At 56.2% G+C, this 20,445-nt stretch carries 20 protein-coding genes and 1 other RNA gene; 9 read left to right on the forward strand and 12 right to left on the reverse strand.

Going from position 1 to position 20,445, the window contains the following annotated elements:
- Positions 1 to 90: 90 nt before the first annotated feature.
- The 4 genes from FJV47_RS07550 to FJV47_RS07565 form a co-directional block, all read right to left on the reverse strand.
- The gene (locus FJV47_RS07550) at positions 91 to 951 is read right to left on the reverse strand and encodes a metal ABC transporter permease (protein WP_159611627.1); all 861 of its coding nucleotides are present in this window, start codon (positions 949 to 951) and stop codon (positions 91 to 93) included.
- Between the two features lie 9 nt (positions 952 to 960).
- Positions 961 to 1,794, reverse strand: a complete 834-nt coding sequence (locus FJV47_RS07555) for a metal ABC transporter ATP-binding protein (RefSeq protein WP_159611629.1) — start codon at positions 1,792 to 1,794, stop codon at positions 961 to 963.
- A 131-nt stretch (positions 1,795 to 1,925) separates the two neighbouring features.
- Positions 1,926 to 2,999 carry a hemolysin family protein gene (locus FJV47_RS07560; RefSeq protein ID WP_200831974.1) on the reverse strand — a complete coding sequence of 358 codons (1,074 nt, stop codon included), beginning with the start codon at positions 2,997 to 2,999 and terminating at the stop codon, positions 1,926 to 1,928.
- On the reverse strand, positions 2,992 to 4,314 hold the full coding sequence (locus FJV47_RS07565) for a hemolysin family protein (protein ID WP_159611631.1): 1,323 nt from the start codon (positions 4,312 to 4,314) through the stop codon (positions 2,992 to 2,994). Before FJV47_RS07565 ends, FJV47_RS07560 begins: the two co-directional genes overlap by 8 nt.
- A gap of 429 nt (positions 4,315 to 4,743) precedes the next feature.
- Here FJV47_RS07565 and FJV47_RS07570 point away from each other — a divergent pair, with 429 nt between their 5' ends.
- From FJV47_RS07570 to FJV47_RS16760, 3 genes are all read left to right on the forward strand, one after another.
- Positions 4,744 to 8,496, forward strand: a complete 3,753-nt coding sequence (locus FJV47_RS07570) for a multifunctional oxoglutarate decarboxylase/oxoglutarate dehydrogenase thiamine pyrophosphate-binding subunit/dihydrolipoyllysine-residue succinyltransferase subunit (protein ID WP_159611633.1) — start codon at positions 4,744 to 4,746, stop codon at positions 8,494 to 8,496.
- A 213-nt stretch (positions 8,497 to 8,709) separates the two neighbouring features.
- Positions 8,710 to 9,315 (forward strand): GDSL-type esterase/lipase family protein, encoded by a 606-nt coding sequence (locus FJV47_RS07575; protein ID WP_159611789.1) that lies wholly within the window; start codon positions 8,710 to 8,712, stop codon positions 9,313 to 9,315.
- Positions 9,316 to 9,413: 98 nt separating this feature from the next.
- Entirely contained in the window at positions 9,414 to 9,488 is a 75-nt protein-coding gene (locus FJV47_RS16760; RefSeq protein WP_369299107.1) for a 50S ribosomal protein bL37, read from the forward strand.
- A 72-nt stretch (positions 9,489 to 9,560) separates the two neighbouring features.
- Here the strand turns inward: FJV47_RS16760 and rsrA are convergent, their stop codons facing one another.
- Positions 9,561 to 9,821: a mycothiol system anti-sigma-R factor gene (rsrA, locus tag FJV47_RS07580; protein WP_159611635.1), complete on the reverse strand. Its 261-nt coding sequence runs from the start codon at positions 9,819 to 9,821 to the stop codon at positions 9,561 to 9,563.
- 1 nt (position 9,822) lies between these two features.
- Complete coding sequence (locus FJV47_RS07585; RefSeq protein WP_159611791.1) at positions 9,823 to 10,476, reverse strand: sigma-70 family RNA polymerase sigma factor; 654 nt, start codon at positions 10,474 to 10,476, stop codon at positions 9,823 to 9,825.
- Positions 10,477 to 10,754: 278 nt separating this feature from the next.
- On the opposite strand from FJV47_RS07585, the gene aroA reads away from it, so the two are divergent.
- From aroA to crcB, 6 genes are read left to right on the forward strand one after another with little or no spacing between them, the layout of a single operon-like run.
- Positions 10,755 to 12,077: a 3-phosphoshikimate 1-carboxyvinyltransferase gene (gene aroA, locus FJV47_RS07590; RefSeq protein ID WP_255474747.1), complete on the forward strand. Its 1,323-nt coding sequence runs from the start codon at positions 10,755 to 10,757 to the stop codon at positions 12,075 to 12,077.
- A complete protein-coding gene (locus FJV47_RS07595; RefSeq protein WP_159611637.1) occupies positions 12,077 to 13,168 on the forward strand; it encodes a ribosome small subunit-dependent GTPase A in 1,092 nt (363 codons plus the stop codon). The genes aroA and FJV47_RS07595 overlap by 1 nt, the downstream gene beginning before the upstream one ends.
- Before the next feature lie 15 nt (positions 13,169 to 13,183).
- The gene (locus tag FJV47_RS07600) at positions 13,184 to 13,987 is read left to right on the forward strand and encodes an inositol monophosphatase family protein (RefSeq protein ID WP_159611639.1); all 804 of its coding nucleotides are present in this window, start codon (positions 13,184 to 13,186) and stop codon (positions 13,985 to 13,987) included.
- A complete protein-coding gene (locus tag FJV47_RS07605) occupies positions 13,987 to 14,622 on the forward strand; it encodes a metal-dependent transcriptional regulator (RefSeq protein ID WP_159611641.1) in 636 nt (211 codons plus the stop codon). Before FJV47_RS07600 ends, FJV47_RS07605 begins: the two co-directional genes overlap by 1 nt.
- Positions 14,623 to 14,641: 19 nt before the next feature.
- Complete coding sequence (locus tag FJV47_RS07610) at positions 14,642 to 15,067, forward strand: CrcB family protein (RefSeq protein ID WP_235026389.1); 426 nt, start codon at positions 14,642 to 14,644, stop codon at positions 15,065 to 15,067.
- Position 15,068: 1 nt separating this feature from the next.
- A complete protein-coding gene (gene crcB, locus FJV47_RS07615; RefSeq protein ID WP_159611643.1) occupies positions 15,069 to 15,452 on the forward strand; it encodes a fluoride efflux transporter CrcB in 384 nt (127 codons plus the stop codon).
- On the opposite strand, the gene FJV47_RS07620 is transcribed toward crcB, so the two are convergent.
- The 6 genes from FJV47_RS07620 to ftsE form a co-directional block, all read right to left on the reverse strand.
- Complete coding sequence (locus FJV47_RS07620) at positions 15,449 to 15,922, reverse strand: DUF2568 domain-containing protein (RefSeq protein ID WP_159611645.1); 474 nt, start codon at positions 15,920 to 15,922, stop codon at positions 15,449 to 15,451. The two genes, crcB and FJV47_RS07620, sit on opposite strands and share 4 nt — an antisense overlap.
- A gap of 230 nt (positions 15,923 to 16,152) precedes the next feature.
- Positions 16,153 to 16,521: a transfer-messenger RNA gene (ssrA, locus tag FJV47_RS07625) on the reverse strand.
- 119 nt (positions 16,522 to 16,640) lie between these two features.
- On the reverse strand, positions 16,641 to 17,114 hold the full coding sequence (smpB, locus tag FJV47_RS07630; protein ID WP_159611647.1) for an SsrA-binding protein SmpB: 474 nt from the start codon (positions 17,112 to 17,114) through the stop codon (positions 16,641 to 16,643).
- 54 nt (positions 17,115 to 17,168) lie between these two features.
- Positions 17,169 to 18,602: a M23 family metallopeptidase gene (locus FJV47_RS07635; RefSeq protein ID WP_159611649.1), complete on the reverse strand. Its 1,434-nt coding sequence runs from the start codon at positions 18,600 to 18,602 to the stop codon at positions 17,169 to 17,171.
- A 55-nt stretch (positions 18,603 to 18,657) separates the two neighbouring features.
- The gene (ftsX, locus tag FJV47_RS07640) at positions 18,658 to 19,572 is read right to left on the reverse strand and encodes a permease-like cell division protein FtsX (protein WP_159611651.1); all 915 of its coding nucleotides are present in this window, start codon (positions 19,570 to 19,572) and stop codon (positions 18,658 to 18,660) included.
- On the reverse strand, positions 19,569 to 20,366 hold the full coding sequence (gene ftsE / locus FJV47_RS07645; protein WP_159611653.1) for a cell division ATP-binding protein FtsE: 798 nt from the start codon (positions 20,364 to 20,366) through the stop codon (positions 19,569 to 19,571). Before ftsE ends, ftsX begins: the two co-directional genes overlap by 4 nt.
- Between the last annotated feature and the right edge of the window lie 79 nt (positions 20,367 to 20,445).

Below are 20,445 nucleotides of genomic sequence, written 5' to 3' on the forward strand. Positions count from 1 at the left end.
TATTTGTCCCGCCCCGCACCGTTTTGCCCCCTACTTGGCGCCCGAGGACTATTCTCTGGCGCGGCAGGAGGTCAGCGGAGAGACAGTCAGCTAAACCTGATGACGACGTCGCGGCGAACGTACGTATTCGATGCCACGGCACACTACATAAATCAAGAACGAAATAGTTGTGACATACGGGCTGATTGGCAATGAACCAGCCAGAGCCAGCAGGATGCCACCGACTACGGCCAGTTCTGCAAACGCTATTGATAGTACGACGGTAAGTACTGGATTCGACGTCACTCTCATCGCCGCTGCAGCCGGAGTAATCAGCAATGCTAGGACAAGCAGAGCACCTACCACCTGGATAGTCACTGCCACTGCCAAGGCCAAGATGACCATGAAGAAAATCGATAGCCCTGAAGTGCGCACGCCTCTAGCGTTGGCCACGACGGGATCAACCGATGCAAATGTCAGTGGTCTCCATACCAGGAGCAAAGCGAGAACCACAACGAGTGAGAGCACCAACATGCCGGTGAGTTGAACGTTATCTACTGCGACAATTTGTCCGGTCAGCAGGCCGAATTTATTCGCACTCCTGCCCTCGTAGAGAGACAAGAACAAGATGCCTAGTCCCAAGCCGAAAGGCATCAGTACACCGGTAATGGAGTTTCGATCGCGCGCTCGGGTTCCCAAAAATCCAAGAATAAGCGCTGCAACCAGGGAGCCCAGCACAGAACCTGTGACCACGTCGGCGCCGATTAGCAAGGCAAACGCGGCGCCCGCGAATGACAGTTCGGCAATTCCATGAACGGCGAAGGCCATATCGCGCATCATGATAAAGATGCCGATCAGTCCCCCAACAACGCCCAAAACTGCGCCGGCGATCAGTGAATTGGAGACCAAAGGCAGAAGTAACCCATAGTCGTCAAAATTAAATGCTTTATCGATGAAGTCCGAAAAGTTCATGTTTAGCCTCTACTTTCCGGTCTCTAGTTCGATGTCGTGTGCGTGATCGTGACCGTCGGCCGGCAATGGACCTGAGCCTTCTCCAGCAACAACCACAATCCGACCATTCACGCGCAGCACCTCAACCGGTGCACCGTAGAGATCAGTGAGCACTGAGCTCTGCATGACCTCATCGACCGTGCCCAAATGGAACTTGCCCTGAGCCAGGTACAGTACTCGGTCAACATAAGGCAGAATTGGATTGATTTCATGCGTGACAAAAATTGCGGCGCTATTACGTTCCACTGCCTGTCGATGTATTACTTCGCTAATGGCCTGCTGATGATGCAGGTCTAAGGACAGTAGAGGCTCGTCGCACAGAAGCACTCGAGGATTCCCAGCAAGTGCTTGAGCTGCACGAAGACGCTGCTGCTCGCCACCGGAGAGGTCCGATACCGCCCGATTGGCATAACCACTAGCGCCGACCATGTCCAGCAATTGATCAACTTGCTTGCGCACCGAGTTCCGCCCAATGCGAATACCCAACTTCGAACCGTCCAGACCCAGGGCAACGAGGTCCCGGGCACGCAACGGTACGTTGTCGCCAAAGGGTCGTTGTTGCGGGATGAGGCCTACTTCAGCCGAACCACGACGTACCGGCGCGCCAGCAATTGATACCGACCCTCGGTTCAGTGACGTGGTGCCGAGCATGGTGTTGATGAAGCTGGTTTTACCCGAACCATTAGGACCCAGCACAGCAAGAAATTCACCTGCATCGATGGAGAGGTTCAGTTCATCCCAAAGCACACGGGACCCGTAAGCCAAGCGTGCGTCCTCAAAACGGACTATCGGGGTAGATGACATGGGCTGCTTTCTAAACTGCGCCGATCATCAGCGCGTCAACGACGAAAAAACTGCGGTGCCCATATCGGGCACCGCAGTCAATGTTACCAGTTGCGATTCATTCGCAATACGCTCTCATAGGTGAGCTTCGCCTAGTTTCCCTGCTTCTCTGAACGAGGCGGCATAGCGCGCTTTCGAGTGGTGTCGGTAATTTCGCCGACCAGCACCTCGATCACGTCTTCCAAGAAGACCACGCCAAGAGCTGCTCCGGAATCGTCAACGACCACCGAAAGGTGGTTGCCTTCCTGGCGCATTTCCTCCAGCGCGGCTTCAATTTCGGTATCCTGCCCCAGCTGACCCAACGGGTGCAGCGGAAGGTCCAAAAGAGGCTGAGTCGAATGCGCGTCGTCAATGAGCATGACATCCTTGACGTGCCAATAGCCCACGGGAATCTCATTCTTGGTGATCAGCATGCGCGAGAAGCCAGTCTTGCCGACTTTCTTCTCAAATTCGCGTGCCGTGGTCTGTCCCCATTCCAGCGTGAACAGATCATCCAGCGGAACCATACAGTTGCGGGTAGTCACCGAGGAGAATTCCAGTGCCTTGGTCAAACGCAGTGCGTTGTCTTCATCCAAGGTACCTTCCTCCGAGGAGGTATCGATGATCGAACGCACTTCGTCGGCAGTGTATGAGCTGCTTACTTCATCTTTCGGCTCGATGCCGAAGGCGCGAAGGACAATATTTGCCATGCCGTTGAGCATCGCTGTGATCGGCGTGAGCACCTTGGAAAGTCCAACCAGCGGCATCGCCAAAAGCATCACAGCTTTGTCAGCCACAGAGACCGAAATGTTCTTCGGCACCATCTCACCAAAGGTGACGTGTAAGAAGGTCACCAGGACCAAAGCGATCAGGAACGCAACCGTGTCCGCTACCGACTCGGCCATGCCTAGATGAATCATCGGCTCGGCCAACAAGTGGTGAATCGCTGGTTCGGAAATATTCAGGATCAGCAACGAACATACGGTAATGCCCAACTGGCACACCGCAAGCATCACCGAAACGTGTTCCATGGCGTACAAGGCGATTTTCGCGCGCTTGTTTCCTTCATCTGCCAACGGTTCGATCTGTGAACGGCGTGCGCTCATCACCGCAAATTCGCCGGCAACAAAAAACGCGTTGGCGAGCAGCAAAACGACTAGCCAGATTAGGCCCATAAAATCATGCATTGTCGGCCTCCGATTCTGGTGCCGATGGTTCAAAGCGGACCTGGGCGATGCGTCGACCGTCCAACTCGGTCACGGTGAAAGTACCGTGCTCGGTGACAGCTTGGTCGTTAAGTTCAGCCAGACGGCCCAGCTCGGCGAGCATGAACCCGCCGATAGTTTCGTACGAGGATTCTTCGGGAATAACCTCACGATCGAAGTTTTCGTTCACCTGATCGGGTCGGAACATTCCGGGGAACAGCCAGCTACCGTTTGGCTGGGTGACTGCCTCTTCTTCGTCCTCGTCGTGTTCGTCGGAAACTTCGCCGACGATCTCTTCAACTAGGTCCTCAAGGGTCACCAGACCCGCGGTTCCACCGTACTCGTCCATTACGATGGCAATCTGGAACTCAGCGGCACGCAGTTGTTCCAGAAGCACATCGAGGTGAATGGTCTCCGGAACGTAGAGTGCATCGCGAGCGAATTCGCCTACCTGCAAGGCTGCCCGGCGTTCACGCGGAACCGAAACAACGGCCTTGACGTGGCAAATCCCCTGAATCTCGTCACTTGAGCCCTCGATTACGGGGAAGCGTGAGAATCCGGTATCGGCGCTGACCTCAATCAGTTCCGATAATGGCGCCTGTGAATCGATGGTCGACATCGAGGTGCGCGGAGTCATAACATCGGCCGCGGTGCGTTCGGAGAATTCAATGGTGGACTGAACAAAACGTGCAGTTTGCACGTCCAAGGTTCCCAGCTGTGCCGAACGACGCACGAGCGAGGCCAGCTCCTGTGAAGAACGCGCTGCAGAAATTTCTTCCTTGGCTTCAAGTCCGAAAAAACGATGAAGTACGGCGTTGGAGAAACCGTTCAGCACCACGATCGTAGGTTTGAAGATTGCGGTGAATACCAATTGTGGTCGAGCCAGCAACTTACCTACGCGCATCGCTTGAGCGATGGCCATGTTCTTTGGAACCAATTCGCCAATGAGCATCGAAAGCAAGGTGGCCAGCACCAGAGCAACGATGACAGCAATGGCCATCGAGCTTGCTTCTGGAACACCGATCTTTTCCATCAAAGGTTCCAGCAAAGAGCTGATGGCTGGTTCAAGCACGTAACCGGTAAGCAACGTGGTCAGCGTGATGCCCAATTGGCAGCTAGAAAGCTGAGTGGACAGTGAAGTTAAACATTGTAGAAGCGGCTTCGCACCAGCTTCTCCCCGATCAATGGCACTTTGTACGGTGCTTTTATCGAGTGCAACCAGGGAGAATTCCACGGCCACGAAGAATCCTGTGCCAAGAATGAGCAACAGGCCAAAAAGAATGTAGAGCCAATCCATCGGTGGTTACCGCCACCTGTTCATTGACATCAAGAAGTGAGGTTCAGTGCCGCTAAAACGGCAACTAGAAGGCTCCAATAGGGAGCTAGAACCTGTTGAACATGGACTGTGTTGGCCGGCACTGCGCCCGTGGGCGGCACGCCGGCTTGGAGAGTGTGATTCCATAGTGCGATTAAGTCTATCGAACGATCACCTTTTGTGCACCACATTGAAATTGTGTCTTTTAGCGGTAGCGGAATCACGCTGAGTGGAATGTTATACATGACACTTTCGTGAGATTACATACGTGCCGTGGCCAAGCGGGCACAAAAGTCACTAGACTGGTGCGCAGGTCTAGAAATCTTGTGAGCCGAAGTGGTCGATTCACGTCCTCGGAAGACCATCGGCTCAAGCTAGAACAACGTAGAAATCAGGGAAGAGGCGTTGCACGTGCCAGAGCAAGCACACCACCGACTTACTGAAGAGTTTGGTGGAAACGAGTGGCTAGTAGACGAGCTGTTCGAACAGTATCTCGTCGACAAGAACTCGGTAGATAAGAAATGGTGGGATATTTTCGAATCTCTCGCCGCCGACAAAAAGGCACCGGCAGCGCAGCCGAAGCCTGCGGCGCAAGCAGCACCGGCCAGCAAGGGGCAAGCCGAACCACGCGCTGCAGCCCAGGCTCGACCAGCTGAGCCAGCTCCCGCGCCGGCGTCCAAGCCAGCACCCGATCCAGCACCAGCAGCTGAAGAAAAGAAAGCTGAACCAGCACCGAAGACCACGCCAATTCCGGCGCAGGCTCCCAAGGCTGCACCTTCCACCGAACTTTTCGGTGAGGAAAAGCGCACCCCACTGCGCGGGCCAATGAAGGCCATCGCCACCAACATGGATGCCAGCCTCACCGTGCCAACCGCAACCACAGTGCGCGCGGTTCCAGCCAAGGTGATGATCGACAACCGCATCGTCATCAACAACCACCTCAAGCGTGCGCGCGGTGGCAAGATTTCCTTCACCCACTTGATCGGCTTCGCCGTGATTCGTGCGTTGAAGCAGATCCCTTCGATGAACGTCACCTACGATGTGATCGACAAGAAGCCAACCGCCATCCAGCCGGCACATGTGAACTTTGGTATCGCCATCGACATGCCAAAGCCAGATGGCACCCGCATGCTGGCAGTGCCAAATGTCAAGGCTGCCGAAACCCTGAGCTTCAACGAGTTCTGGGCTACCTACGAAGATTTGATCAAGCGCGCGCGTGGCAACAAGCTGACCGCTGATGATTACGCAGGTACCACCGTCTCGCTGACCAACCCAGGTGGCATCGGTACCGTTCACTCGGTTCCACGTCTGTCCAAGGGCCAGGCAGCGATCATCGGTGTTGGCGCACTTGAATACCCAGCTGAATTCCGCGGCTCTTCGGAGAAGACCGTGGCAAGCCTGGGCATCGGTAAGCACATCACCCTGACCTCCACCTACGACCACCGCGTGATTCAGGGTGCAGGTTCGGGCGAATTCCTGAAGCTGGTTGAATCGCTGTTGCTCGGTGAGCAGGGCTTCTACGACGAGATCTTCGAGCAGCTTCGTATTCCTTACGAGCCGGTTCGCTGGGCCGTTGACAACCAGGTCGACATCGACCTGCAGGTCAACAAGGTCGCTCGCATTCAGCACCTGATCAACTCCTACCGGGAGCGCGGCCATCTGATGGCCGACATCAACCCACTGGAATACGTTCAGCGCAAGCACCCAGATCTGGACATCAACAACTACGGCCTGACCCTGTGGGATCTGGACCGCGAGTGGATCACCGGCGGACTGGGCGGCCGCGATCGCGCACTATTGCGCGATATCCTCGGCACCCTGCGTGATGCCTACTGCCGTACCATCGGCACCGAGTACATGCACCTGCAGAACCCGGTCGAACGTGAATGGTTCCAGGACAAGCTGGAGTCACGCTACGCCAAGCCAACCCGCGAAGAGCAGCTACGCATTCTCTCGAAGCTGAACTCCGCTGAGGCTTTTGAGACCTTCTTGCAGACCAAGTTCGTGGGACAGAAGCGCTTCAGCCTTGAAGGTGGCGAGTCGCTGATTCCACTGCTGGACGCCATCATTTCCGATGCTGCCGATGATCAGCTGGACGAGGTAGCCATCGGTATGGCTCACCGCGGACGCCTGAACGTACTGACCAACATTGCTGGCAAGACCTACGCACAGGTCTTCCGCGAATTTGAAGGCACCGCTACCCCAGGTTCGGTCCAGGGTTCGGGAGACGTGAAGTACCACTTGGGTACCGAAGGTTCCTACACCTCGGATGCCGGCAACCAGACCAAGGTGTACTTGGCTGCCAACCCATCGCACCTAGAAGCGGTTGACCCAGTACTTGAAGGCATCACTCGTGCCAAGCTTGACCGCTTGGGATCGAAGAACGAAGTACTGCCAATTTTGGTTCACGGCGACGCGGCCTTCGCAGGCCAGGGTGTGGTTTCCGAGGTGCTGGCGATGAGCCAGCTGCCTGGTTACAAGACCGGTGGTACCGTGCACGTGATCGTGAACAACCAGATCGGTTTCACCACCGCGCCAAGTTCATCGCGCTCTTCGGTGTACGCCTCGGATGTTGCTCGCACCGTTCAGGCACCGATCTTCCACGTCAACGGTGATGATCCAGAGGCAGTGGTCCACGTGGGCCAGCTGGCTTTCGAGTACCGCCAGAAGTTCGGCAAGGACGTCGTCATCGATCTGGTGTGCTACCGCCGCCGCGGTCACAACGAAGGCGACGATCCTTCGATGACCCAGCCGATCATGTACAACCTGATCGAAGCCAAGCGCTCCACCCGCAAGCTGTACACCGAAGCCCTCGTTGGTCGCGGTGACATCACGCAGGAAGAAGCCGAGCACGTTTTGGCCGAGTACAAGGAGAACCTGGAGCGCATCTTCGCTGAGACGCATGCCGCCCAGACTTCCCCGATCCCGATCATCACCCCGGGCTCGACCATCAACGACCTGGAGAAGCCATTCGCTCAGGCTGCCGACGAAAACACCGTCGATGGCGCCCGCGGTTCGGCCATCTCGGCTCAGACCTTGGCACATATCGGCGCAGCTCACCTTCAGTTCCCTGAGGGCTTCACCATGCACACCAAGCTGAAGTCCTTGCTGGAGCGTCGCGAGAAGATGTCCCGTGAAGGAGGCATCGACTGGGGCTTCGCTGAAATCGCTGCCCTGGGCTCGCTGTCCATGGAAGGCGTGCCGGTTCGTCTAGCTGGCCAGGACTCACGTCGTGGCACCTTCGTTCAGCGTCACTCGGTCTTCCACGACCGCGAGAATGACAACGAGTGGTACCCACTGCACAACCTCTCCGAGGACCAGGCGCCACTGTGGATCTACGACTCACTACTCTCCGAATACGCGGCGTTGGGCTTCGAATACGGTTACTCGGTAGAGCGTCCAGATGCGCTGGTTATGTGGGAAGCTCAATTCGGTGACTTCGTCAACGGCGCCCAGACCGTAATCGACGAGTTCATCTCCTCGGCTGAGCAGAAGTGGTCGCAGTCCACCTCACTGGTGATGTTGCTGCCACATGGCTACGAAGGTCAGGGCCCGGATCACTCCTCGGCCCGCATCGAGCGCTTCCTGCAGCTGTGCGCAGAGAACAACATGGTAGTGGCTCAGCCTTCCACCGGCGCTAATCACTTCCACCTGTTGCGCCGTCAGGCCTACGCCCGTCCACGCAAGCCACTGATTGTCTTCACCCCGAAGCAGTTGCTGCGCCTGAAGGCTGCAGCAAGTTCGGTGGAGGAATTCACCACCGGTGGTTTCCAGGAAGTTATCGGCGATAGCACCATCACCGATGCCAACGCCGTGGACAAGGTGCTTCTGTGCTCGGGTCGTGTGTACTACGATCTTGTCGCTACCCGCGCCAAGGCTCAAGACACCAAGACCGCGATCGTGCGTGTTGAGCAGCTCTACCCGGCCCCACTGGAACAGATTGCCCAGCAGCTGGCCAAGTACCCGAACGCTAAGGCATCGTGGGTACAGGACGAGCCAGCTAACCAGGGTCCATGGCCGTTCTTTGGCCTGTACGTTGCGCCGCAGCTTGAGCAGAAGATCGATTTGGTCTCCCGCCCGGCCTTGGCAGCAACCTCCGCTGGTACCGCAAAGCGCCACGAAGCAGAAAACGCAGTGCTGATGCAGCAGGCTTTCGCCCGCTAAACTGCACAAACGTTGATCGCTGGGCCCTAGTTGCCGGCGAGCATTCCTCATTGAACAAGAGGTCTGCTCGCCGGCAACGGCGTTTTAACAGCAACGGTGGACTGCAGGGTAACTTGTGGGCTTTATCCAGCATGAATCTCCCCGATTCCCCAGCGTGCGACTGCTAAGGTGGGGAACGATTCATATTCTTTGAGCCAACGAAAGGTCGCCCAGTTGGAGTTACGCACAATCCGAATTACCGCAATCGGAGATGAGCTACTGGCCGGTCATGGGGACCCCCGGGGACTAGGCTGGTTTGGCCGGGTTCTGGCTCGAACCCAAGACCCTGCCTTGCGACTGCAATCCTTCGTCCTGGCAGCCCCGGCCGAAGGCTCCGAGTCGCTCGCCGAGCGCTGGATGGGAGAAGCTTCTCGTCGCTTCAGTGACCAGTATGAGAACCGCCTGGTCATTGCGCTTTCAGATCGCGATGTTGATCTGGATGTCTCCACTGCCCGCAGCCGACTGAATCTGGCCAATATCCTAGATTCGGCGTCACAAATGAGCATCAAGGCCTTATTGGTTGGTCCTGCCCCAGGTTTGGACGATGCCCGAAACCAGCGCGTAGCTGAGCTGAACCGGGTGTACTCGGACGTGGCTCTGCGCCGCAACCACCACTATGTGGATACCTTCACTCCCCTGCGCTCTCACGCCCAGTGGCGCGCTGATCTGAACGCTTCCGGGGGTGTCCCGGGCCAAGCCGGTTACGGCCTGATGGCCTGGTTGGTGCTTCACCGTGGCTGGTACTCGTGGCTGGACTTGCCGGAGCCTGGCGAGGGCTAAACCAGCTTTGCGCGTTAGGAAATTAGGCGCAAAGTATGAAAGACTATTAGTCGGCCCGAACTATCGGGAGTAACCATTGATCCCTTAAAGGAGTCACCATGTCGAAGCGCGCTCGTAAGCGTCGCGATCGCAAGCGTGGCGGTGCCAACCACGGCAAGCGCCCAAACAGCTAAGCGAAGCGAACATAAAAAGAACCCCGTACCATTCGAGTTTGGCTCGAACGCTACGGGGTTTCTCTTTACCTGCTAGTGGCCCGACTCTAGGCGAACCTGCGAGATCTTCGCAAAGATACTGGCCTTCAGATTTTGTGGCGCCTGTTCCTGACAGCTGCGTCGCACCACCGAACGGATAATGCACTCAAGGTCATACTCCTCGGTGCATTCCGGGCAGCCATCAAGGTGCGCCTTGACCTCTTTGATGTCGTTGAGCGTCAACGCACCATCGAGGTATTCATAGATGCGTACGATGCGGTCATCGGCGCAATCACCTAGTGAATTGCAATCCATGTTATTTCGCTCCTCCATCAGCTTTCGCGGCGCTCTTGGCGCGAGCTGAGCTGGAAATTCCACGCTCTGCCGCGTAATCAGCCAGCAGTTCCCTCAAATTCTTACGTCCACGGTGCAACCGTGACATGACGGTGCCGATCGGCACACCCAGAATGTCGCTGGCTTCCTTGTAGCTGAAACCTTCAACATCGACGAAGTACACGGCCATCCGGAAATCTTCGCCGATGGACTGTAGCGCGGCCTTCACATCCGAGTCCGGTAGGTGATCCAGCGCCTCCACCTCAGCGGAGCGCAAACCCGTAGGTGAATGTTCCATGGCTGAAGCCATCTGCCAGTCCTCAACCGTATCGGTGCTGGTACGCAACGGCTCACGCTGGCGCTTGCGATACAGGTTGATATAGGTGTTTGTTAGGATTCGGTACAGCCAAGCCTTGAGGTTGGTCCCTGGCTTGTACTGGTGGAAGGCCGAGTACGCCTTGGTATACGCCTCCTGCACCAGATCTTCAGCATCGCTAGGATTACGAGCCATGCGCAGGGCAGCCGAATACAGCTGGTCCACGTACACCATGGCATCGCGCTCAAATCGTTCGCGACGCTGTACCTCGGACTCAGTGGCCACATCGGGCAAATTCTCGTCCACACTCTTGTTGTTCATCACGCCTGAGTCTACGCGGTTACCGGTGTTATTGCGCGAATTCGGGCGCGACCGGCTCACTGTGCGGGGTCCACGAGGTTCCGGATCCACCACGCAGGTGGTGCCGCTGGCTGTTGAAGTATCCTGTCTGATCGTCACACTAGGTACAACCACAAGGTCTAAAACCTTATTCCCCCAGAGATCTCGGCTAAGATTTAACTAAAATCGCACGAGCCTAAGGATCAGCAATCAACACCGCAAGCGCCTCTGGAAGCCAGCACACGCAACCGCACACGAACATCGAGAACTGGTGGCCCGCACCATTTACCGGCGCACCGGTTCACGCGACCGTAAACGTGCCGGCCTCCAAGTCGCTCACCAATCGCTATCTGATCCTTGCGGCACTGGCCAGCTCCCCGTCGACCATCCACAACACGCTGATCAGTCGGGATACCGAGCTGATGCTCGCTGCCTTGGAAACCTTTGGCGTGGGCATCAAACGCACCGAACAGCCCGATGGATCCACCACCGTTGTGATCACTCCTGCCGATCAGCTCAACCAGGCGCAGCCTGATGGATCGGCCCTGCGTATCGAGTGTGGCTTGGCTGGCACCGTGATGCGCTTTGTTCCCCCGTTAGCTGCCGTCGCCAAGGCTCGGGTCCACTTTGATGGCGATCCGGCCGCCCGACTGCGTCCCATGGCCCCGGTTCTTGATGGGCTAGGTGCCCTGGGCGCAACATTCGATTACCCACAAGCCAAGGGCATGCTGCCCTTCACCATCGATGCCAGTGACGTGCGCGTATCGGATACGGTCATCGTTGACGCCTCAGGTAGCTCCCAATTCGTTTCGGCACTGCTGCTGGCCGGGCATGCACTACCGGGCGGACTTCGTCTTCGTGCGGCTGACGGTCCGGTGGCCTCCCCCGATCACATCATGATGACCGTGCAGACCTTACGTGAGATGGGCGTGGAAATTAGTGTGGACGCCGATTCTCGCGGATGGCGGATCTCTGAGGGCAGCATCGATGGCTTTACCGTAACGGTTGAGCCGGATCTATCCAACGCCGGACCATTTTTGGCGGCCGCACTAGCCAGCAATGGTAGCGTCGGCATTCGATTCTGGCCACAACAGACCACCCAAGTCGGCGGCAAGTGGGTGCAAATCCTCAAGAGTATGGGCGCAGAGGTTGAACACGGAGCCGATTCGGTGCTCACGGTGCGCGGCACCGGGAAGATCAAGGGCATCACCTACGCCGATGCTTCGGAACTAGCGCCAACTTTGGCGGCCCTGTGCGTTTTGGCTGACTCGCCAAGTAAGCTCACCGGCATCGGCCACCTGCGTGGACACGAAACCGACCGACTGGCGGCGCTAGAAACCGAGCTGCCCAAGGTCGGGGCCACGGTGAAGGCCACCGAGGACACACTTGAAATCATCCCGGGTTCCTTACACGCCGCCGATCTGCACAGCTACGAAGATCACCGCATGGCCACCGCCGGCGCCTTGCTGGGCCTGGCCGTCGACGGGATTCGAGTCGAAAACATTGCCACCACTGCCAAAACCATGCCCCAATTCCCCCAACTCTGGGCGCAGATGGTCGACACTTCTAAGGACCGTGGTTAATGCACTACTCAGACTACGACGAATCCTCGGTTCGCGTTCGCCCCAATAAGCGTGGCTCGCGTCCGCGCACCAAGGATCGCCCGGCCTACGACAAGGCGGTTATCGGCCGCATCATTACCGTGGACCGTGGCAGGTATACCGCGATCCTCGATGAGGATACTGCCAACGAACGCATCGTCATCGCCGCCCGAGCCCGCGAGCTGCGTCGTCAGGCGATTGTGCCCGGAGACTTGGTCGCGCTGGTCGGCGATACTACCGGCAAACCAGATACCTTGGCCCGGCTCGTGCGTATCGAAGAACGCACGACCCTGTTAAGACGCAGCGCCGACGACACCGACGCGACCGAACGAGTTGTGGTGGCCAACGTCGACAAACTGGTGATCGTGGTGGCCGCGGCCAATCCCGAGCCGCGCACCGGCTTCGTTGACCGTGCGTTGGTCGCTGCCTTCGACGCGGGAATCCAGCCGATCTTGTGCGTGACTAAGGCCGATGTGAAGGATCCGGCCGAGTTCCTCGAACACTATGAGGGGCTGGACTTCCCCGTGGTCATCTCCCGCACTACCACCGAAGAAGCCTCGGGTGTTGACGCACGAGGTGCCGATGGCTCTAGCGCTAGGCTCGATGCGAACGCCCTGGCCGAACTTGAGCAGTTACTCGGCGGATGTGTTTCGGTGGTTCTGGGCCATTCAGGGGTCGGGAAATCTACCTTGGTCAACGCGCTGACCGGGGCAACACGCGCCACCGGGCACGTCAATGCGGTGACCGGACGCGGACGGCACACCTCTTCGAACGCCCTAGCGCTACGCCTAGGACAGGTACCAGGATCGTGGCTCATCGACACCCCCGGAATTCGTTCCTTCGGCCTGGGCCTGGTCGATCCGGATAATATTCTGGCTGCCTTCGAGGATCTGGCACAGATCGCCACCGCATGCCCGCGCGGTTGCACCCATGCGGCGGCAGAGGCTGGTTGTGCACTAGAAGCCTGGGCCAAGGATGCCGAGGGTAGCCAACCGGCAAATCGTTTGGCCTCCTACCGCCGGCTAGTGACTACCGAGGAAACCACGCACGAAAAGGAGCTCGGCGCACTGTAGGGCGCTGTACACACCATGGCAGAATTTAGCTTGCAGCAAGATCTTGAGTTCGCGTTAGAACTGGCCGACAAAGTTGACGCACTCACCTTGGCCCGGTACGGCTCCAATGATCTGGTAGTTGAGTCCAAACCGGATATGACACCTGTTTCTGACGCCGACCGTGGCGCCGAGCAGCTGATCTTGAACGAACTGGCAAAACACCGACCCGAAGACTCTGTGCTTGGCGAAGAATTTGGCGTGCATGGATCTGGATCACGCCGCTGGGTGATTGACCCGATCGATGGCACCAAGAACTTTGTGCGCAGGGTCCCGGTCTGGGCTACCTTAATCGCATTGCTCATTGATGACGAGCCGGTGCTCGGCGTCATCTCCGCTCCCGCCCTGTCCCGACGCTGGCACGCCGCGACGGGTCTGGGTGCCTTTGTCACCGAACCAGGCACCAGCGTGGGCTCAATAACCACCCGGGCGATCTCGGTCTCCTCGGTGTCCGAACTCGCCGATTCCTCCTTGGCCTATGCCTCGCTGAGCGGTTGGAAAGAGGCCGGAAAACTCGATGGTTTCCTGGACCTTTTGGACACCGCTTGGCGCACGCGTGGTTACGGGGACTTTTACTCCTACGCACTACTAGCTGAGGGGGCCGTGGACGCGGCGTTTGAACCGGAGCTTGAACTGTACGACATGGCTGCGCTGGTACCGGTAGTCCGCGAAGCTGGCGGTCGCTTCACCTCCGTGGCCGGAGTTGAAGGCTGCCACGGGGGCAATGCGCTGGCCACCAATGGCAAGTTGCACGAAGCGATCCTGCCCTACCTGAACCGCTAATGAGCGTCCCGAGCCCCGCTGGACCGCTGACCACCAGCGAAGAAGACTACCTCAAGGCGATCTACACCCTCACCGAATGGGATGACGCTGAAGTCAGCACCGGCATCCTCGCCGACCAGTTGGGCCTATCCCCTGCCTCGGTGACCTCCATGGTGCAAAAGTTAGCCGGAAAAAACTTGGTGGAGCACATCCCGCGCAAGTCAGTCTCGCTCAGTGCCACCGGCCGGCGTGAAGCCCTACGTATGGTTCGGCGGCATCGGCTGTTGGAGACCTTTCTTCGCGACGAGCTGAGCTACGGCTGGGACGAGGTCCACGACGAGGCCGAAGCCCTTGAGCATACGGTCACCGATCGATTTATCGATGCGCTCGACGCGCGCCTAGGACATCCGGTTCGTGACCCGCATGGAGATGCCATTCCAGGCCCCGATGGCAGCATCCCGGTCTCCCAAGCGATCCGTCTGGACCGTTTTGGCGGACGTAAGGCCATCATCGACCGGATCAGCGACGAAGATCCGCAGTTCCTGCGACGAGCTGCTGCACAAGGGTTAGTGCCAGGAGCGGCCATAACACTTCCTCACCAATTGGACTATATCGAAGCCTCATTGATCTGGGTCCACGACGTGACGGGGGCGTGAAACACGGTTGAGTTCCCCATTGCACAAATTCAGGCCAACATTCCTGCTGGTCGATATCGTACTGGTCTTTGTTGGCGGAACCTTGGGTACTGCCAGCCGGCTGGGCATCAGCCGGTTACAACCGGCGAATTTTTCTGTTCCCGTAGCGGTATTCTCGATCAATGTTCTTGGAGCGCTTGCCTTGGGCTGGCTACTAACGACGCTCTCTTCATCGGCGAGCCAAACCCCGAGACGACACAAAATTCGCCTCTTGCTGGGCACCGGATTCCTGGGCGGTTTTACCACCTATAGTGCCTTGGCCACCGACAGCATGTTGCTAATTGCACGTGGCTCAGCCCTGGCCGGCGTGGGCTACGCCCTAGCAACGGTCATCATCGGCGCGCTAGCAACCTGGTGCGGAATGTTACTTGGCACCAAAGTTGGCCCATCGAAGCCGGTGAAGTGATATGCAGCTAGATCTGACGCTATTTCTCATCATCGCCCTGTGCGGTGGAGCTGGCGCAGTACTGCGTTTGATCGCCGACACGTTGATTGCAGCGCGGTTCGGTTCCCGCATGCCGTGGGGCACCATCACGATCAATCTTTCGGGGTCCTTCGCCTTGGGGCTGTTCACCGGATTCTTTGCGAACAGTGTGCCAAATCAAGCTTGGCTTCTGGCTATCGGCACCGGGCTGCTAGGCGGTTATACGACCTTCTCCACCGCGAGCTTTGACACCGTGCGCCTGCTAAAAGAAGGTCGTGCACTGGCTAGCTTGGCTAACGCTATGGGGACTCTAGTGGGAGCAATTATCGCAGCCTACCTAGGCTTTTTGCTCGCCACTGGATTTTAGCGGGCAGCCCGGCGCCCCTTGGGAGCACTCGAGTTGTCTCGTTGAACCGACTGCTTCGCGGCTTTGGGGGTACGGTCATGCGGAACTGCTTGACCACCGGTAGCAAGGACCAGGATGGCGCTAATACCGGTCAGTGCCAGCATCGCGATCGCCCAGTTCTGTGACTGGTCGGTAAAGGCGTGGTCAATACTCAGCCATAGTGTGTAAGCTCCGCCGAGGTAGATCAGATGGATCAACAACATTCGGGTACGAAGTCTGAATTTGACGGTAGCTTTCGGCGAAAAGAAGATCGCCCAGATGACCAGCAGTGGAATAACAACGACCAAAATCGCTGGCACTGTTGGCCAAGGGATGAATGCGATAGCGGCCAAAGCTGCAGCAAAAAGCAAGCCAACTTCGAGGAGGAAAGCCACGACTGCATAGACTGCTGAAAGGATAGGCGACACCCGCTGGGAACTGTTTTTACCCATCGACTCTTATCTCACTCCAATTCTGCACAGTCCGTGGCATGAAAATCTTCGACTTTCATCTCAAGTCTATGTGTAAATGCTCCTAGCCGCGAATAGGCTCGCAAACTTTGCGCCGTGTTTACTGACGGTGCAGTAGTATCCAACCGGGCGACATCTCACGTTGATGCAAGGTCTCCAACGCACAAAAAAGCTCCGGAACCAGGTACGAAACCTAATTCCGGAGCTCAAATATGTGGAGATGGGGAGAATTGAACTCCCGTCCGATGTGGTGTTGCCAGGTCTTCTCCGGGCGCAGTTTGCTACGGAATTTCTCTGCCCCAACCATCACGCAAACATGTGGTTGATCCGGGCACAGTTACCTAAATATGTACCCAACAGCGGTAACAACCGCTGGATACAGTGGCTATCTAAATGACGTTAGGATCAGAGGCAATAGCAACCTCTGGCTAACGGACTGTCTGGCTGCTTAGGCAGCGAGAGCGAAGTCAGTGCGCTTTGATTCGGCACTTATTGTTTTGCAAAGAGCGTTTACGAGATAACTTTGCATCCTCGGCCCGCTTCATCTGTCGCGACTCACACCGTCGAAACCGATCATCCCCGTATTTTGTTGTCAGTCCCAGTTTCCCAGGTACAACCACGCTCGAAAGCGTGTTTATCCATCATAGCGCATCCCCTAGGACTAACCCAAAGTAAGATGCGCCACAATTTAGCCTTTTAGCTAGCCGCGATTACGTTCACGCATGGCGCGCAATGCTTCACGATTATCTTGCTGCTCACGCAGGGTCTGACGCTTGTCATACTCGCGCTTACCCCGAGCGACACCGATTTCGATCTTTGCTCGACCTGACTTGAAGTAGAGGCTCAACGGCACGATGGTCAGACCTGCTTCGCCAATCTTGCGCTCAATCTTCACCAACTCTTGACGGTGCAACAGAAGTTTGCGGCGTCGTCGTGCGGCATGATTGGTCCACGATCCATTGAGGTACTCGGGGATATAGACGTTCTCGATATAAAGCTCGCCACGGTAGAACTGGCCAAAGCCGTCTACTAGCGAGGCTTTACCTTCGCGTAGTGACTTTACTTCGGTGCCGCTAAGCACCATGCCAGCTTCGAAGGTATCGAGGATTTCGAAATCGTGGCGCGCTTTGCGATTACTCGCAATGACCCGATCTTCTTGATTCTTCTTAGCCACGTTACTCCTTGCATGTCGTGGGCGGACTCCCGCGCACAGACTACAAGTCTAGCGCTAGAGAAGTCCCAATGGGTTCACGGCCTCACCATTTACTACGGTTTCAAAGTGCAGGTGACATCCGGTCGAGTTACCGGTGGTCCCGACATAACCGATGACCTGCCCCTGCTTCACATGCTGGCCAACACTAACTGCGACCCGAGACATGTGGTGGTATCCAGTGGCCAGAGCCTTACCGTTGACAATGCCATGGGAAATGATGACCTTGTTGCCTGCGGTTCCACCCCAACCGGCTGTCCAAACTTCACCGTCAGCCGCAGCTGTAATCGGCGCTCCGCACTGACCGCCAAAGCCCCAGTCAATTCCGGCGTGCACATAACCACCGCGTCCGCCGTAATCAATAGTACCGGCAGGGGTTGGACGGAATCCGAAGCTCGAAGTCAGGTTGTTGGAAGTCGTTGGCTTAACCAAGCCCCAAGCGCTGGATCCCGCTGATTGGCTCGCTGTCGGTTCTTCGACAGGAGCAGGTACGAAGGCCTTCTTCTTATAAGCCTTCTTCTTCGCGGCCGCTTCCTCTGCCAGTCGCTTCTGTTCAGCTTCATAGGCAGCCTTGCGCTTAGCTTCAGCCTCAGCAGCCTTACGCTTACGCTCAGCTTCTTCTCGCAACAGACGCTCTTGGCGTTCCTTGATGTCGGACTTTACCTGAGCGTATTCCTTTTGCTGCGCGGCTAGCTTCGCTTGAATCTGTGGCTTCTTGGCTTCGAGTTCAGCACCTAATTTTTCGGTACTGGCGACCAATGCGTCCAGTTCGTTCTTCGCGTTCTGAGCCTGATTGCGTGCATTTTGCTCTTGGGCTAGCGCATCTTCAGCTTGTGACTTAAGTGAAGAAATTTCCTTCTCTACAGCATTCAAACGAAGCTTATTGTTTTCGTTATTTGCCTGTTCTTGAGCCAAATCGTTATAAGTGTTGCTCTGCGCTTCCATCGCACGATTGGCAAGATCCAGCCCATCAGCCATTTGCTGAGTTGAATCCATGTTCAGGATCATGTCCAGGCCGCTAGAGACACCTCCACGCTTATAAGCTTCGGAGGCAATTGAAGCCATCGCAGCTTTTGCTTCGGAGATCTTTTTAGCGTTTTTCTCAATCTCGGCGGTCACCTGATCACGAGTCGATTGAGCAGCGATCAATCGATCGTTCAGGTCCGCAAGTGCGGACTGTGCATTGGCGACGCGGCTTTGTGCGTCAGCCAATGCCTGTTCAGCTGCGGGAACTTGAGCCTGCTGATCACGCAACTTTTGGTCGGTCGCCTGAATATCGGAATCCAAGAATTCCATATCCTGCTCCAGGTTGTTGATATTGCCTTCAACCTGAGTCTTTTTATCGTCAAGATCATCTGCGACAACTATGCCTGCTGGCAACGTTAAAGCGAGAGCCATTGCCCCACCGATGGTGGCGCGCAAGAACTTACTACGCACTGCGTTGGACAGCATGTGGCTCCTTTAAGAAAGTTATCGTGCTACTAGTTCACCGAAGTTGAGTGTTCGATCAAACCTTCAGGTAACGCTTCAACGTTACCACTGATGAAATTGTGGCCAAAACGATACCAATAATCAAGAGGACTGGCGCAACTAGCCAAACTTCATTGGTGGAGATGAATGCAACTCCTACGTTTTCGCTAGCCAGCTTGTCTTCAACGAGGAACTTCAGCAAAAGCCACAATGTTCCAGAAGCGAGAACGCCACCGATCAACGATGCGATGACTCCCTCGATGATGAAAGGTAACTGAATCGTTGCCTTAGAAGCACCGACCAACCGCATGATTGTGGTCTCGAGGCGTCGATGCATGGCCGATAGCTGAATGGTTGTTCCTGTGAGCAAGACAGCACAAACAATCATCACAATTGCGACTACCGCTGCAGCAGCCGAAGCAACCCGAACCAGTTGGAACACCTTTTCCAAGAGTTCTCGCTGGTCTACGACGGAGTCGACGCCACCGACGGTGGAGAGAGCTTCGTTGATGACCGGGTACTTCTCCGGATCGACAAGTGCGACGCGGTAAGATTCGGGCAATTGATCGGGAGTGATCTGATCGACTAGCGAAGAGTTCTTGTATTGGTCCAAGAAGTTCTTGTAAGCCTGATCCTTAGACTCATAGGCGTACTCCTTGATATAAGGAGCAAGCTGTTCAGACTTAAGTACCTTTTCAATGTTTTGACGCTGGGCGTCAGTCACTTCGTTGCCAGCACAGTTTTTTGAAGAACTGGAATCGTCACAGAGGTAGACGGCTACCTCCATCCGGTCGTACCAATAGCCCTTCATCTGATTGATCTGTAACTGCAGGAGCGCCGAAGCACCGACGAAGGTCAACGACACGAAAGTCACCAACACCACAGAAACGACCATAACGACGTTTTGGCGAAGACCCTTAGCTGCCTCGCGAAGAATAAATCCTAGTTTCACTGATCCTCGTCCTTCTGGTTCTCAGTAAACTGCGATTCTTCATCATGCTCCACCGCAGAATCACCCAAGAGCAGCTCACGTGAACCGTCCTGATTCACCACTGTGGTCATCGGCGTGTACTGACCTTCAATCTCATCACGGATAACCTGTCCGCGCTGCAGTTCAATTACTCGGTGGCGATATTCACTAACAAGTTCATGTGCGTGTGTAGCCATCAAAACGGTCGTACCGTTCTGATTAATGCGGTTAAGGACGTTCATGACCTCAATGCTGTTCTTGCGATCGAGGTTACCGGTGGGCTCATCCGCCAAAAGAATTGATGGTCGGTTCACGATAGCGCGTGCGATACCAACGCGTTGCTGTTCGCCACCGGAAAGTTCGGTAGGTTTACGGCGCGCCTTGTCTTCAAGCCCTACAAGCTTGAGCGCATCTGGCACACGTTCGCGAATCTGCGCACGCGAAGCACCGATGACCTCCATCGCAAAAGCAACATTGTCAAAGACAGTGCGTTCGCGCAATAGGCGGAAATCCTGGAATACGAAGCCAATATCGCGGCGTAACTTTGGAACACGATGACTAGGTATGCGGTTGAGGTTTTGCCCTGCCACATACACAGCGCCACCAGTGGACCGCTTTTCGCGTAGCACCAAGCTGAGGAACGTCGACTTTCCGGAACCGGATTCACCGACAAGGAAGGCGAACTCGCCACGGTTAATCTCGATGTTTATGTCATCCAGAGCAACGTTCTGCTGCTTTGGCTCGTAAACCATCGAGACATTTTCGAATTTAATCATGTCTTCAATCGTTAGTTTTCGTCGGGGCGCGACCCACGAATACCAATCTCGAGATCAAACGTCAATAGATGCGCCAATG

It is taken from the genome of Glutamicibacter sp. JC586, assembly GCF_009805585.1.
GTDB lineage: Bacteria > Actinomycetota > Actinomycetes > Actinomycetales > Micrococcaceae > Glutamicibacter.

Excerpts from the sequence above, each read along its gene's own strand:
- FJV47_RS07550 (WP_159611627.1), bottom strand. The coding sequence starts at position 951 with ATGAACTTTTCGGACTTCATCGATAAAGCATTTAATTTTGACGACTAT.
- FJV47_RS07555 (WP_159611629.1), bottom strand. The coding sequence starts at position 1,794 with ATGTCATCTACCCCGATAGTCCGTTTTGAGGACGCACGCTTGGCTTAC.
- FJV47_RS07560 (WP_200831974.1), bottom strand. The coding sequence starts at position 2,999 with ATGCATGATTTTATGGGCCTAATCTGGCTAGTCGTTTTGCTGCTCGCC.
- FJV47_RS07565 (WP_159611631.1), bottom strand. The coding sequence starts at position 4,314 with ATGGATTGGCTCTACATTCTTTTTGGCCTGTTGCTCATTCTTGGCACA.
- rsrA (WP_159611635.1), bottom strand. The coding sequence starts at position 9,821 with ATGGATTGCAATTCACTAGGTGATTGCGCCGATGACCGCATCGTACGC.
- FJV47_RS07585 (WP_159611791.1), bottom strand. The coding sequence starts at position 10,476 with ATGAACAACAAGAGTGTGGACGAGAATTTGCCCGATGTGGCCACTGAG.
- FJV47_RS07595 (WP_159611637.1), top strand. The coding sequence starts at position 12,077 with ATGCACTACTCAGACTACGACGAATCCTCGGTTCGCGTTCGCCCCAAT.
- FJV47_RS07600 (WP_159611639.1), top strand. The coding sequence starts at position 13,184 with ATGGCAGAATTTAGCTTGCAGCAAGATCTTGAGTTCGCGTTAGAACTG.
- FJV47_RS07605 (WP_159611641.1), top strand. The coding sequence starts at position 13,987 with ATGAGCGTCCCGAGCCCCGCTGGACCGCTGACCACCAGCGAAGAAGAC.
- crcB (WP_159611643.1), top strand. The coding sequence starts at position 15,069 with ATGCAGCTAGATCTGACGCTATTTCTCATCATCGCCCTGTGCGGTGGA.
- FJV47_RS07620 (WP_159611645.1), bottom strand. The coding sequence starts at position 15,922 with ATGGGTAAAAACAGTTCCCAGCGGGTGTCGCCTATCCTTTCAGCAGTC.
- FJV47_RS07635 (WP_159611649.1), bottom strand. The coding sequence starts at position 18,602 with ATGCTGTCCAACGCAGTGCGTAGTAAGTTCTTGCGCGCCACCATCGGT.
- ftsE (WP_159611653.1), bottom strand. The coding sequence starts at position 20,366 with ATGATTAAATTCGAAAATGTCTCGATGGTTTACGAGCCAAAGCAGCAG.